Raw genomic sequence first — 14019 nt, 5'->3', positions numbered from 1 at the left:
TGTTAATACTTTAAAATTAATAGCATAACTGCGTTTTAGTTTGTATTATTCCGGACAATATTTACAAGATTTCACACTTACTATAATAAAACCTGTTTAAATCGCACGGCAAACAACGCCTTATTTTAATGTTTCCTGAACCACGCCACAGTGTAACATGGCATCGCCGTAATACGGATTATTAACTTCCTTTTCTACAGCAAACCAGTTCGCTCCCCCATTTAATGCCATTGGGCAGTGTTGTTCATAAATTTCTCCCGAAGTAATATGCTCAACTAAAAGTGGTTTTAGAGCCGTTGTTAATTCCGATAACACTTCCCGTTGCTTTTTAATATCTTCAGCTTCCGCAATGGAATATGCTATAGTTTTAATCTTTAAATCTTTAGTCACTTCCACCATCATTTGCGCTCCTTTTTTAGCTTCTGCCATATCTCCATTTACAAGCGCCGTTTTTAAATGCAGATAATGCTGAAATGTACTCGCTACTGAAGCATCCTTAAATTCCGGCACGGTATTTTGAGTCGACATTTCTGAATGTGCTGCGTTTTCCATTTCTGACTTACCAGCGTTTGATTTATCCTCCTTACAGCCGCTTGCTGAAATTAAAATGGCATTTAATACTACTATCCCTAAAATCTGTTTTACGTTTTTCATGATTCTTATTATTAATTGTTATTTACTTAAATATTTTATAATGGTTTGTTGCTGATAATACTGTAGTATGGCATCAATCTTATTTAGCTCAAATTTTAACTGCAGTTCCTCAATATCCAAAACATCATTAAAATCGACTTGTCCTGTTTCATATCCCGCCATTAAAATGTCCTGAGCATCTTTGGCCTGCGCCAAGTTTTTTCTTTGGGTATTATAGGTTATCCGGGCTTTGGCTCTGGCGGTTACAGCTTTCTCTAGAACGGTCTCCAAAGCATTTTGCTTTTGCTGTTTCCCACTGGTTAATTCCTGTTTTCTTAATTCATTTTGTCGGGTCTTGGAGCCGAACCCTTTATTAAAGACTGGAATCGACAAAGACACCATTGGCATAAATATGTCCTTACCGTTGTCTGGCACTTCCATATCCGTACGCTCATCGACTGCAATATAATCGAGACCAAAACCAATCATAGGTGATCGCTCTTTCTGATTTAACAATTCAGATTGCTCAACTGACTCGTATAATTTGTCGTATTGCAGTAATTCAGGATGTAAACCTGAAACTTCGGTATTAATTAGGTCGTCTTCAGCAGGTAATTCCAAACGTTCTGTTATCAGAATTTTTTCCGATTTTGCTCTGTTCAACGTTAAATTCAATTCCGACTGCTGTGCCAGATACTCCTGTTCCAAAACAGCTTTGAGCTGTACTATATCATTCTGCCGCATCTGAATTTTTAATACATCTACCACCGAAGCTTTCCCCACCTCTACAGCTGTAAGCGCCAGTGTTTCGTATGTCTTCAGTAATATTAATTGTGTTTCCAAAACATCCTGCTTTTCTTTTATACTCCACATGGAATAATATAACTGAGAAATTGTAGCAAGCAATTTACGTTTAGCAATCGCAAGAGCTTCGTATTGCGCATCGGCCATAGCCCCGGCGTAATGCTCTCGTGCAGTAACGGAACCAAACCAAGGCATCATTTGTTTTACCGAAGCTTTAAACCGTTGAGGTCCTGTGCGGGTTTCGGGTGAACTTACAAAATATCCAAACCCCAGTTCGGTATTCGGAATAGTGTTTACCTCATTTACCCTTTCGGAAGCAATCTGATACTGCAATTCCAGTTTTTCCAGTTCCGGACTCTGCTCTAACCCCAACTTAATAAAGGTTTCCAGAGACTGCGCCAAAACAGTGGAACATACCCCAAGGCCGAGCACGGCGCTTAAAACACCTTTGGTTATTAATTTATTATTTGTTTTCATGGGCTGCTCTAAGGTTAAATGATTTCACTTTAAGCTCTTGTCTCCAGCTATACAACACGGGAACAATAAAATACGAGGTAATATCTATAATCATCCCGCCAAACGATGGTATGGCCATGGGAATCATAATATCACTCCCACGTCCTGTCGATGTTAATACTGGAAGCAATGCCAATATGGTTGTTGCTGTTGTCATTAAACACGGACGAATACGTTTTTCGGCAGCTTCAACTGCTGTACTTCTGATACTTTTTATATCCTGAGGTTTATTTTTAGCGAAAGTCTGGGTTAAATACGTGGCCATAACCACCCCGTCATCAGTAGCAATACCAAACAAAGCAATAAACCCTACCCAAACGGCTACACTTAAATTGATAGGGTGCATCTGAAACAGATCGCGTAAATTCTCACCAAATACACTAAAATTTAAAAACCAGTCCTGTCCATAAAGCCACATCATTATAAAGCCACCTGCAAAAGCTACACTTATACCCGTAAATACCATTACTGAAGTTGCAACCGATCTAAACTGAAAATATAAAATCAGGAAAATAATTAGTAAAGCCAATGGCACAACCACCTGTAATGTTTGCTCTGCCCGCAACTGATTTTCGTAGGTTCCTGTAAACTGATACGTAATTCCTTTAGGAACGATTAAAGCTCCTCTTTTTATTTTAGTTTCGATTAATTGCTGAGCCGCTTCCACCACGTTTACTTCGGCGAAACCATCCTGTTTATCAAAAAGCACATAGCCTACCAAAAAGGTATCTTCACTTTTAATCACCTGAGGGCCCTGCTCGTAACGAATACTGGCCAGTTCGCTTAAAGGCACCGGTTTTCCTGAAGCCACCGGAATATAAATAGAACTCAAATCAGTTGGACTGGAACGTAATTCCCGCGGATAGCGTACACGCACGGCATAGCGTTCACGACCTTCTATGGTTTGGGTTAACTCCATACCTCCAACTGCTACTTTCAGTTCATTCTGCACAGTTTCTATGGTAATTCCGTAACGTACCAGCTTCTCGCGATCTATATCGATAAGCAAATACGGTTTCCCTACAATTCTATCGGCGAAAACTGCCTCAGCTTTCACACCTTCTACAGCTTTTAAAATCGGCTCCAGAGCCTTCCCAAAATCTTCAATCTGTTTAAGATCCTGTCCTTTAATTTTAATTCCCATCGGCGCCCGCATCCCTGTTTGCAACATCACCAATCGGGTTTCTATGGGTTGTAATTTAGGCGCAGAAGTCACTCCCGGCAATCTGGTAACCTCTATTATGGCATTCCAGATATCATCGGGCGACTTTATTTCTGGTCGCCAGTTTCTAAAGAACGCACCATCCTCATCCGGAATAAGGTCTTTTACAGTAAGGTCCGAAAATACCAGATTAGTCTCAGTTTCGGTCAGATTAGGATTACCTACCAGTGTGCCGTTTTTAGTAACAAACAGCTGATCTTCGTTAACTTTAAAACGCTGACGTTTCCCGTTAGCATTCAACATATATTCCGGTTTATACTGAATGACATTCTCGTACATAGACAATGGTGCCGGATCCAGAGCTGATTCTGTTCTCCCGGATTTTCCAACTACCGTGGCTATTTCAGGAATACTCACTACTGCCATATCCAGCTGCTGCAATACCCGCTTATTCTCTTCAATCCCAGCATGTGGCATCGATGTAGGCATAAGTAAAAAAGAGCCTTCATTTAAAGCAGGCATAAACTCCTTTCCTGTATTTTTCATGATTACGGCTCCAAGAATAACTACCGTTGCAGGAATACTTAAAAACAAAAGTTTATGCTGTAAAGCCCAATTTAAAATCCGTGAATAATACCTTCTGAATAGCGTAAATCCCCCCAGCAAACCAAAACAGATAAAAACTACAAAAATTAAATTCAGAATTAAACTTTTGTCTACACCCAATGGCCTCCAATACGCTGCCAATAAAAATACGATGGCAATCATGGCAAGCACACTGTTTATTATATTAACGCGGGCGTCCGAAATCTGCAATTGCCATTTTAATACGCCAGTTATTCCGAATGCTACCAGCAAAATACCAATGCCATATCCTTGTATAACAGCATAAAAACCTAATAGGGTTAAAATGCCATTTATCACATAGGACAACTGACGTTTCATGGATTTTTTTCGAAATAAAAATGCTGCAAACGGCGGAATTAAAAATAAAGCTACAATAATGGAAGCAGTTAGTGCCATGGTTTTAGTAAATGCCAGCGGTCGGAATAATTTCCCTTCTGCACCAACCATGGTAAACACCGGAATAAAACTTATAATCGTAGTCATAACCGCTGTTACAATGGCTCCGGAAATTTCAGCCGTTGCGTTGTACACCACCTGATTTATTGGCAGATTCTGGTCATTATCATCCAAATGCCTTATAATATTTTCTGCGAGAATCACCCCGACATCTACCATGGTACCTATGGCAATGGCAATACCTGAAAGTGCTACTATATTGGCATCTACTCCAAAATATTTCATGGCCACAAACACCATTAATACCGCCACAGGCAGCAATCCGGAAATTAAAATGGAAGCTCTTAAATTAAACACCATAACTACAATTACGAGTATCGTAATTAATATTTCCAGCGTTAAAGCCTCATCTAAGGTGTTTAGTGTTTCATGAATTAATTCAGTACGATCATAAAATGGCACTATGGTTAAGGTAGATTTACGACCGTTTTCCAACATTTTTACTGGCATACCGCCCTCCAAACCAGAAATTTTATCTTTTACATTGTTGATTACTTCCAGAGGATTTGCTCCATATCTGGCTACAACCACACCTCCTACAACCTCAGCACCTTCTTTATCAAGTATTCCCCGACGGGCTGCAGGACCAAGACTGACTCTGGCAATATCCTTTATACGTATTGCTGTAAAATTACTGGAAACAACAACGGCATTCTCGATATCGGAAACCGATTTAATATAGCCCAGACCCCGTACCAGATATTCGGCTTGATTTATTTCCAGCGTCTGGGCGCCGATATCCTTATTCGCTCCTTTTACAGCCTTAACCACCTGCTGAAGTGACACGTTGTATTGTTTCATCACTTCCGGATTAACATCCACCTGATATTCCTGAACATACCCCCCGATTGACGCTACTTCCGAAACCCCACTGGCTGAAGACAAGGCGTACTTCACAAAATAATCCTGAATGCTTCGTAATTCCTGTAAATCCCAGCCTCCGGTAACCTGTCCGTTTTCATCCCGTCCTTCCAATGTGTACCAGTAAATTTGCCCCAATCCGGTAGCATCCGGTCCCAGCGCCGGACTCACGCCCTCTGGCAACAAACCACTCGGTAAGGCATTTAATTTTTCAAGGATGCGGCTTCTACTCCAGTAAAATTCCACATCTTCTTCGAAAATGACATAAATACTTGAAAAACCGAACATCGACGAGCTTCTAATGGTTTTAACCCCGGGAATACCTAACAACGACGTTGTTAAAGGGTAGGTAATCTGATCCTCGATATCCTGAGGAGAACGACCATCCCATTTGGTGAAAATAATTTGTTGATTTTCGCCGATATCAGGAATAGCATCTACCGCTACCGGATCGCTGGGCAATATCCCTGTATCCCAACCAAATGGTGAATTGACGATTCCCCAGCCTACAAAAAGGACCAGTAACAGTAGCGCTACTAGTTTATTTTCTATTAAAAATTTTATGCTTTTATTTAGCATGACACTATATTTAAACAATGAAACCTTAGTGCAAAGCACCAACTATCTTGTGTTTCCAAGGCTTATTCTTGAAAGCACACAGCTTATTGTTTAAATATCAAATAAGGAAAGTTGCGTTAATTACGGAAATATCCGTGACCAACAAAGGAGGAGAATAGGCCTTAAAAGGCACAATATGTTCTTCTAAACCTTCAAAAAGGTTAATGTAAACATAAAAATAAGTGGCAACAAAGGTAAACTGATCGAAACTCAACTGATCCAGCGTATTCAATTTCAGTTCGTCCTGACCATCAACCTGAATTTTAGTATCCGAGCAACAGCCTTTTGCCATTTTAGACATTTGAGGTGTCGTAGATTCCTGCATGTCCATACCGCAGGTTTTTGCCTCTTTATTAATGGCTAAATCCACCAAAGAATCTCCACAATAATGCATATCTACGGAAAAGGACAGGGTAGAAAATACCACTACCAAAGCCATTGTACATGCTAATATTTTGGAAAATATTGATTTCATAGATGTCAAAATTAGTAAAAATAATTTTGATTTAAAGCACTTTAACTTCTTTAAATATAAAAGTAAATAAAATAACCGCATTTAAAATTGAGAAATTTACTTAGGATATCTTTCTTATTTTCAGTAACTTAGAAAGATAGCAAATATCCTTCTCTACTTTCCGTTACCTTCTTAATGAAAAAGTTCATTCTCATTTTAAATGATTCTCTAAGACTAATCAATAGCACCATTTAAAAACAGTATTAATCTTTAAAATCATTACATTATGAAAACGTCGCAACTTTTCCCTTCTGTTGGTTTTGCAATGCTGCTGTTAATTTTAACAAACTGCAACAAGACTAAGTCTGCCCCAACGTATGAAATCGATAAAGAAGTAATTACTATTACTGATACCATGCATACAACTTCCACTATCTACAATCCCGACAAAGGCTGCCATATTGTAGGTGCCGAAATGACCAAAATGCTTGGAGACTCACTGGGTATAGTAATGTACGAGTTCACTATGAAACCCGGAGATACTGTTGGCTGGCACGAACATCCGTATCACACTATTTATTTTCTGGAAGGTGGCACACTAGCTCTTTACGATGTAGAAAACAATAAAAGTATAGCAGAATTCCCAACAGGATTAGCTCTTATTGGAGGTCCTGAAGGAGATGCAGCCGTAAACATTGGAACTAATACTGTAAAATTTATCACCCAAGATCTATACAGCTTAAAACCTTAAAGCTAACAGGACGATTAAAATTTAAAAAATTAGACTGTGCGATTTATTTGCAATATAAATCGCCAGTTTTAATACATACCTTTTTCTTCGCTATATTAATACAAAAGCACACAAACGTTAAATCTGTTCTTTAATACCTCTTAATCCCTTCATTTTGTGCGCTTAAAATATTATATTGATAATTAATTCGATATTTTAGCTTAAACCAAAATTTTCTATTAATCATAACCTCTAACAATGCTAAACCGATTTATAAAACCATTTTCCGTTATATTCTTAGTACTAAGTCTGTTTTTTAATACCAAAGGCTGGTCGCAAACCTACAGTACCAGTACCCAATACCCTTATGTACTACCAATCTGGGGACAGAAGGTCCAGGATCGCGGCATGGCGAATCAGCTACAATTACCGTTTGGTTTCAACGTGAACTATGTTAACGCCTTTGTTGATCTCGAAATCACTGAATTTAAGCTACTGGCGGGCAATCAGGATTTAACGGGAATTATAAATGCTGAAACCTTAAACTTTACGCAGGTAAACGGAACGACCAATGGTGTAAATTTCAGAGCCGATGCCTGGGTACTTCCGTTTATGAATGTATACGCCTTATTCTCTACGGTTAAGGGTGGTACCGAAGTAAGTCTGCAGCCGGCCTGGAAAGACGGTACCGGAAACATCATGCTGCAATTACCAGAATTTTCATCGAAAGTCGATTTTGATGCGCTGGCCTATGGTTTGGGAACGACACTCGTATTTGGGTGGAATGGTTATTTTTCGAGTGTGGACATGAATTATTCTCGTACCGATACCGATTTACTAAAAGAACAAATTGGTTATTTAACCATGTCGGCACGACTTGGGCACACCTTCGGCTTAAGTAAAAAGAACAAGGATTTTTTTATTGGCCCGTATCTGGGTATGATGTTTCGTGATTTTGTTGGTGCAGATGGTAGTGGCGGACAAATTAACTTTAATGAGGTATTCCCGGAACTGGATGCTACATTTAACCAGAGGATAGAAGGCAAGATTGCCGCAAATCAGGAATTAATAGACGATCCGGGAACTTCCATACCGGAACGTCTGAAACTTCAGGCACAGAATCAGGCCTTGCACACCATTCAGGATACCGTAAACGACAGCGGATTATTTTCAACGCAAATCGATTATTTTATCCGTAAAGAACTGATACAAACCATTACGTTTCAATTCGGGTTTAATTTACAATTCAACAAACACTGGATGTTACGTGGCGAATACGGAGTAGCCGATTCCCAACGTTTTTTAATGACTGGCTTGCAATACCGGTTCGGCGTAAAAAAGAAAGGACTCTAAACGTTTTAGTATTTTAAAAATGAATTAGTTAACTTTATATTATATTGTACTATTCGATTAAAATAAGATTAAGCTCATTAAAAACTTAGAAAAAGAGATGAACGTTAAAAAACTAAAATAATGGGTAGTTTTTGGTTAACAACATTAGCGCTATAGCCATCTTTTTAATGATTAATTTTCTTTATTACAAGGTTGGCAAACATTAAAACTAAGAAGAATGGAAAATTGGAATTTTAAAATAAAAAAGAGACCCAAAGAAATTATTGAGAGATTAAAATCTGAACTTAATTCTATCGGAGGCTTTGTATTTGACGAAAAAAAGCCGACAACTTTTAGTTTTAGAAAACGAATTCTCTACCCTTTTTATATGGTTTTTCAAAATTGGACTATTGTTAACGGAAAACTATTAAATGATAATGTAGAGAATGACACGAATATGGAAATCTCATTTAATCAGCATTTTTTAATTCGTTTAATACTATTTATTCATATCATTTTTGGTTTAGGACTTGTTTTTGGATTATTCCTAACAACAAAAAATTACATTTTCGGTGGACTAATAATCGCTTTAGGAATAGTTCTTTGGATTGCAGCTAATAGAAAATTTAAAAAGGATACTGAAAAATACAAAACCCTAATAACTGAAATATTAGACCTTTAAAATAACGTTTGTCAACCGCCCATAGCTCCTTTAGACTTGTATAGTAAAAGATAGTAACTTTAGGATTGACTAAAGAGCAGGTAAACTATTACAGTTCATAGCATTTTAAAAACTCATAAAAAGGAAAGATTAAACAGGGTTAATTACATTGATTTTATATGCTCCTGTTTTGCCATAAACTAATTACCAGCTCCAGTTAACATTTATAATCAAATTATAAATCGCTAAAAAATCAAACTCTAATACAAACCACAAGCTTTTACTTAAACATTATGAGCAAAGTAATATTCGACTGCGCCATATCTCTGGATGGTTTCTTTGCGGGTGAAAACAGAAGCCCTGAAAATCCCATGGGTGGTGTTTCTGAAAAACTACACCAGTGGATGTTTAAACAAAAGGCTTTCTGGAAACACATTAAAGCTGAAGGCGGCGATGAAGACAGTGCCGATGGTAAACTAATTGAACGTGTATTTGCTCGAACCGGTGCTTATATTATGGGAAAACGCATGTATGAAGAAGGTGAAGTCCATTGGGCTGAAGATTTATTTGAAGCAGATGTTTATGTACTGACTCACGAACAACGCGCCCCCTGGATTCAAAACGGAACGACTACTTTTTACTTCATTAACGATGGAATTATGAGTGCTTTGAAAAAAGCAAAACAATCGGCACAGGATAAAGACATTAGAATTCAAGGTGGAGCAAACACCATTCAGCAATTTCTGAATGCCGGACTTATAAACGAATGTTTTATACATATTGCTCCTGTTTTTCTAGGCAGCGGCATTCGACTGTTTGAAAGTATAGATAAAGACAAATACGACATTATAATATCGGAAGTCATACCGTCGAACCTGACCACCCATATCAGATATCAGTTGACGCAAAAAAAATAACTCACAGCTCCAATAATAAAGTCTCTAAAACCCACAACTTATAATTTCGAAAATCAAAATCCAGACCTTATGAAACCAGTCTTATTTTTACAGATCGTCCTTATTTCTATTTTAAATGCTTCATGCAGCGGGTCCTTAAAAAAGGAAGTAAATCCCGAAGGCGAAACAAAAGCCTCTTCCTTGTTGTTTTTTAATGGAGATATCATTACAATGGAAGGAGATCGACCGCAATATGCCGAAGCCGTAATTGAATCTGATGGAAAAATTATTTATGTAGGTGATTTAAAAACTGCAGAAAAAAACTTCTCTCCTACTGCAAAATTTGATTTGAAAGGAAAAACGCTTTTACCTGGTTTTATAGAACCTCATTTGCATCCATCTATTGCAGCTATCATGTTACCTAATATAACTATCGCACCACACGACTGGCATAAACCAGATGGCGTTTCAAAAGCAGCTAAAACTCCCGAAGAATACAAAAAAAGACTTACCGAGGCCATAGATAAAAATGCGAAATCCAACAAAATGCTTTTTATATGGGGTTACCATCAATTATGGCATGGAGACTTATCCCGAAAAATGTTAAATGAATTATCACCCGACAAACCAGTGGGCGTAATACATCGTTCTTTTCATGAAATATACCTAAACGATAAGGCTATAGAATTATTTAAAATAAAAGAAGATGATTATAAAAACAATCCGCAGGTCGACTGGTTAAATGGACATTTTTTTGAAGGAGGTTGGCTGGCACTAGTGCCAATTATCGGTTCTGAATTGATAAATCCGCAATCCTATAGAGAGGGGTTACAAAAAATGACTCAATTGATGTTACGAAATGGTATCACCACTATTAATGAACCCGGGTTTCCTAGTTCCAACTTCGAAATGGAATATAATTTACTAAAAGAAGAAATGGACAAAAATCCACCTTATGATGTATACCTGATTCCAAATGGGACGCAATTATATGGCATGAATGACAATAGTAATGAAAAGGCTTTGGAGATGATAAAATCTTTACCGTTAAAATACAACACAAGTAACATTACATTTCTGCCCAATCAAGTAAAGTTATTTTCGGACGGGGCTATTTATTCTTTGGCTATGCAAATGAAAGACCCCTACATAGGTGATGCATTTAAAGGACAATGGATGACATTACCACTTTCTTTGTTTAAAGAACAGTTAAGTTTTTACTGGGATAACAATTATAAAATTCATGTACACTCCAATGGCGATCTGGGTATCCAGCAGGTTATAGATTTTAATTCGGATGATCAAAAAAGATATCCTAGAGAAAACCACAGATTTACTTTACACCATATGGGGTATTTTGACGCAGATATTGCCCAGCAAATTAAAGACCTAGACATAGAATCGTCGGTAAACCCATACTATTTATGGGCTTTGGCTGATAAATATTCAGCGTTTGGCTTAGGAAAAGAACGCGCAGAAAACCTGGTTCGGATAAAAGAATTAACTGATAGGGGTATTCCTGTTTCCTTTCATTCAGATTTTGCAATGGCACCGGCCGAACCCTTAACTCTGGCATGGACTGCAATTAACAGAGAAACTGCCGAACACAGTAAATTTTCACAGGATCAACGTATAGATATATTTACTGGAATAAAAGGCATTACCATTTCAGCAGCAAGAACCCTTAACCTCGAAGACTCTATTGGTTCTATTAAAATTGGTAAACGTGCAAATTTTACAATTTTGAAAGATAACCCTTTTAAAACAGACCCAATTAAAATTAAGGATATTAAAATTAACGGCGTCGTATATAAAGGCGAGTATTATAAAGCGAATGAATAGCTCCTATATTCAGATGAAAAGGTGTTAATGGACAAAAAAATATAAATATGAAATAAAACCTCATAAAACTTTATTTTTTAAGAAGCGCTCTAGCCTTCAGCTTTTTATCGGCCGTAGCCGACCGCTTTGGGCTCTGGAGCAAAGACCTGTCAACCTGGGGCAACTGGGATAACTTTTTAACCTATACTCAGGTCATAAATCCCTGGCTTCCGGAATCATTAATATCTGCGGCAGGACTTATAGCCACTACTGCCGAAATTGTATTTACCATATTCCTGATTATAGGTTTTAAAACAGAATTGTTTGCCAAATTAAGTGGTTACCTGCTTTTAGTATTTGGTTTATCCATGAGTTTTTCTACCGGTGTAAAAGGCGCATTCGACTATTCGGTTTTTACTGCTGCGGCTTCTGCTTTTGCTTTAAGCACAATGAAAACAAAGTATCTGGAATTGAATATATTGATTTAAAATATAAATGAAATTTCTAAAATAAAGCTTTACAGTTAATACAAACCTGTCAACAATATCCTGATTTATAAAATAAAAAATCCCCGAGCACCACACCATGTTCGGGGATTTCACTTTCCAGACTGCAGCTATTTATTTACTCGCAGTGTCCAGTAATTTCAAGTCTTCGGAATCGAGTGTCAATTTTGGTGCATCGAACAGGGTTTGCAACTGGCGTTCGCTGGTTGCACTTACTATAGGGGCAGCTATATGAGGTTGCTCCAATAGCCAGGCCAGAGCCACCGTTGCCGGCGTACTGTTATAACGTTTAGACACAGCATCGAGCGCCTGTAAAATCGATAATCCCTTATCGGTTAAATATTTCTCTACATCGGCTCCGCGCACACTCTTTTTAAGATCGTCTTTACTGCGATATTTTCCGGTTAGAAATCCGGAAGCCAGCGACCAGTAAGGAAATACACTTAAATTATACTGTTCTGCTAACGGGGCATAGGTGCTTTCGTAACCCGCACGCTCCACCAAATTATAATGTGGCTGTAAAGCCTGGTATTTAGGTAATCCGTATTTTTCCGAGGCTTCAAAAGAAGCCACTAAACGTTCCGGTGCTATATTCGAAGCGGCGATATAACGTACCTTTCCCGCTTTTATAATGTCATCGTAAGCCTCCAGTGTTTCCTCTACCGGCGTTTTTTCGTCATCGAAATGCGTATAATACAAATCGATATAATCGGTTTGCAGGCGTTGCAGTGATTTATCTACCGATTCCAGAATGTGTTTTTTACTGGTATCTACAGGGTGTACTCCCGTTTGTCCGCCCACTTTTGTGGCCAGAATAACATCCTTGCGATTACCACGGGATTTCATCCACTGTCCTAAAATAGTTTCCGACTGCCCTCCTGCTCCACCATCTACCCAGTACGAATACATATCGGCTGTATCAATATAATTAAAACCTTCAGCCGTAAAGGCATCCAGAATATCAAAAGACTGTTTCTCGTTTAAAGTCCATCCAAATACATTGCCTCCTAAATTTATTGGAGCTACTTCTAAATCGGTTTCTCCTATGATTATCTTTTTCATGTTCTATCTATCTAATTATTAAACTATTTAAAATTATTGCCCTATGGATTTTTCCATAAGGATGCGCCACACGTTCATGGGCAGCCACACCTCGTAATTCATAAGGTGTTTATATTGTGGCAGCTTTACCGAATACGGAATATCGAACAGGTTAGTACCTTTATCCAACTCCGCCTGAACAGCGGCATACAAAGCCTTAAAATAACCTTGCATAATGTGTAAATCGTCCCGACTCCCCACAGCTCGTACATGCGACATCAGTAAAGTATCGAAAGCCAAAGCATCTATTTGCGCTAAACTCTCTACCCATGCTTTAGGTTTGGCATCCGGCAGATAGGCATACAATACCCTATCGGGAACGACCAGATCTACTGTAAATACCATATTATGCTCTGGAAACCGAAATACGGTCATCCCGTTGCCGTGATTTTTCCCAAAATAAAACAGTTCCAGTGTTTTATTTCCAATGCTGTAGTGCGTCGAAGTCCCCGCCCAGGTTTCATCCGGCAAAACTACTTCAGTATTCGTAGCTATCTGAGCCTTAGCTTCTGCGTGACTGATGATAGTTGCTCCCTGAGCTTTAAAGACCTGTGCACCCCGAATATGATCCCAGTGATTATGACTGTAAAACACATGCGTTACCGGTAAACTCGTTAATCCTTTTATAGCTTTAAGCGTTGCCGAAGCATGTTTCTCACTGATGGGGTCAATAACAATCACCCCGGAATCTGTAATATAAAACAAGGAATACGTGCGATCGCCAACCATATACACATTGTCTTTCACCTTTATGGTTTCAATATCTTTGGCTCGCAGTATAGCGGTACTTAAGAGCATAAGTACCAGAAGCCATTGTTTTATATCGTATTTTAAATTCATA

Annotated in this window: 12 protein-coding genes; 5 read left to right on the top strand and 7 right to left on the bottom strand. The window is 38.3% G+C overall.

Going from position 1 to position 14019, the window contains the following annotated elements; all coding sequences use genetic code 11:
• Nucleotides 1–120 precede the first annotated feature (120 nt).
• The 4 genes from I3217_RS00470 to I3217_RS00455 all read right to left on the bottom strand — a co-directional run bounded on the left by I3217_RS00470 (nt 121) and on the right by I3217_RS00455 (nt 6152).
• Entirely contained in the window at nt 121–654 is a 534-nt protein-coding gene (locus tag I3217_RS00470; protein WP_435047755.1) for a DUF3347 domain-containing protein, read from the bottom strand.
• Nucleotides 655–672: 18 nt separating this feature from the next.
• Nucleotides 673–1914, bottom strand: a complete 1242-nt coding sequence (locus tag I3217_RS00465) for a TolC family protein (RefSeq protein ID WP_435047754.1) — start codon at nt 1912–1914, stop codon at nt 673–675.
• Nucleotides 1901–5638 (bottom strand): efflux RND transporter permease subunit, encoded by a 3738-nt coding sequence (locus tag I3217_RS00460; RefSeq protein WP_435047753.1) that lies wholly within the window; start codon nt 5636–5638, stop codon nt 1901–1903. Before I3217_RS00460 ends, I3217_RS00465 begins: the two co-directional genes overlap by 14 nt.
• A 97-nt stretch (nt 5639–5735) precedes the next feature.
• Nucleotides 5736–6152 carry an HYC_CC_PP family protein gene (locus tag I3217_RS00455; RefSeq protein ID WP_435047752.1) on the bottom strand — a complete coding sequence of 139 codons (417 nt, stop codon included), beginning with the start codon at nt 6150–6152 and terminating at the stop codon, nt 5736–5738.
• 265 nt (nt 6153–6417) lie between these two features.
• Here I3217_RS00455 and I3217_RS00450 point away from each other — a divergent pair, with 265 nt between their 5' ends.
• The 5 genes from I3217_RS00450 (at nt 6418) to I3217_RS00430 (ending at nt 11592) form a co-directional block, all read left to right on the top strand.
• Entirely contained in the window at nt 6418–6882 is a 465-nt protein-coding gene (locus I3217_RS00450; RefSeq protein WP_435047751.1) for a cupin domain-containing protein, read from the top strand.
• A gap of 237 nt (nt 6883–7119) precedes the next feature.
• The gene (locus I3217_RS00445) at nt 7120–8214 is read left to right on the top strand and encodes a hypothetical protein (protein ID WP_435047750.1); all 1095 of its coding nucleotides are present in this window, start codon (nt 7120–7122) and stop codon (nt 8212–8214) included.
• A gap of 217 nt (nt 8215–8431) precedes the next feature.
• Complete coding sequence (locus I3217_RS00440) at nt 8432–8875, top strand: DUF423 domain-containing protein (protein ID WP_435047749.1); 444 nt, start codon at nt 8432–8434, stop codon at nt 8873–8875.
• Between the two features lie 272 nt (nt 8876–9147).
• Complete coding sequence (locus tag I3217_RS00435; protein WP_435047748.1) at nt 9148–9771, top strand: dihydrofolate reductase family protein; 624 nt, start codon at nt 9148–9150, stop codon at nt 9769–9771.
• Between the two features lie 69 nt (nt 9772–9840).
• A complete protein-coding gene (locus I3217_RS00430) occupies nt 9841–11592 on the top strand; it encodes an amidohydrolase (protein WP_435047747.1) in 1752 nt (583 codons plus the stop codon).
• A gap of 187 nt (nt 11593–11779) precedes the next feature.
• Here I3217_RS00430 and I3217_RS00425 read toward each other — a convergent pair whose 3' ends face one another.
• The 3 genes from I3217_RS00425 to I3217_RS00415 form a co-directional block, all read right to left on the bottom strand.
• Complete coding sequence (locus I3217_RS00425; RefSeq protein ID WP_435047746.1) at nt 11780–11902, bottom strand: hypothetical protein; 123 nt, start codon at nt 11900–11902, stop codon at nt 11780–11782.
• A gap of 289 nt (nt 11903–12191) precedes the next feature.
• Nucleotides 12192–13139 (bottom strand): aldo/keto reductase, encoded by a 948-nt coding sequence (locus I3217_RS00420; protein WP_435047745.1) that lies wholly within the window; start codon nt 13137–13139, stop codon nt 12192–12194.
• Between the two features lie 33 nt (nt 13140–13172).
• A complete protein-coding gene (locus tag I3217_RS00415; RefSeq protein WP_435047744.1) occupies nt 13173–14018 on the bottom strand; it encodes an MBL fold metallo-hydrolase in 846 nt (281 codons plus the stop codon).
• Nucleotide 14019 lies beyond the last annotated feature (1 nt).

This window comes from Formosa sp. S-31 (genome assembly GCF_051172795.1).
Taxonomy (GTDB): Bacteria; Bacteroidota; Bacteroidia; order Flavobacteriales; family Flavobacteriaceae; genus Formosa.
Note: the sequence above shows the minus strand (reverse complement) of the source record. Positions and strands in the feature narration are given on the sequence as shown.

Coding starts and splice junctions, on each gene's coding strand:
- I3217_RS00415 (WP_435047744.1), bottom strand. CDS start 14,018: ATGAATTTAAAATACGATATAAAACAATGGCTTCTGGTACTTATGCTC.
- I3217_RS00445 (WP_435047750.1), top strand. CDS start 7,120: ATGCTAAACCGATTTATAAAACCATTTTCCGTTATATTCTTAGTACTA.
- I3217_RS00465 (WP_435047754.1), bottom strand. CDS start 1,914: ATGAAAACAAATAATAAATTAATAACCAAAGGTGTTTTAAGCGCCGTG.
- I3217_RS00435 (WP_435047748.1), top strand. CDS start 9,148: ATGAGCAAAGTAATATTCGACTGCGCCATATCTCTGGATGGTTTCTTT.
- I3217_RS00440 (WP_435047749.1), top strand. CDS start 8,432: ATGGAAAATTGGAATTTTAAAATAAAAAAGAGACCCAAAGAAATTATT.
- I3217_RS00430 (WP_435047747.1), top strand. CDS start 9,841: ATGAAACCAGTCTTATTTTTACAGATCGTCCTTATTTCTATTTTAAAT.
- I3217_RS00470 (WP_435047755.1), bottom strand. CDS start 654: ATGAAAAACGTAAAACAGATTTTAGGGATAGTAGTATTAAATGCCATT.
- I3217_RS00450 (WP_435047751.1), top strand. CDS start 6,418: ATGAAAACGTCGCAACTTTTCCCTTCTGTTGGTTTTGCAATGCTGCTG.
- I3217_RS00460 (WP_435047753.1), bottom strand. CDS start 5,638: ATGCTAAATAAAAGCATAAAATTTTTAATAGAAAATAAACTAGTAGCG.
- I3217_RS00455 (WP_435047752.1), bottom strand. CDS start 6,152: ATGAAATCAATATTTTCCAAAATATTAGCATGTACAATGGCTTTGGTA.
- I3217_RS00420 (WP_435047745.1), bottom strand. CDS start 13,139: ATGAAAAAGATAATCATAGGAGAAACCGATTTAGAAGTAGCTCCAATA.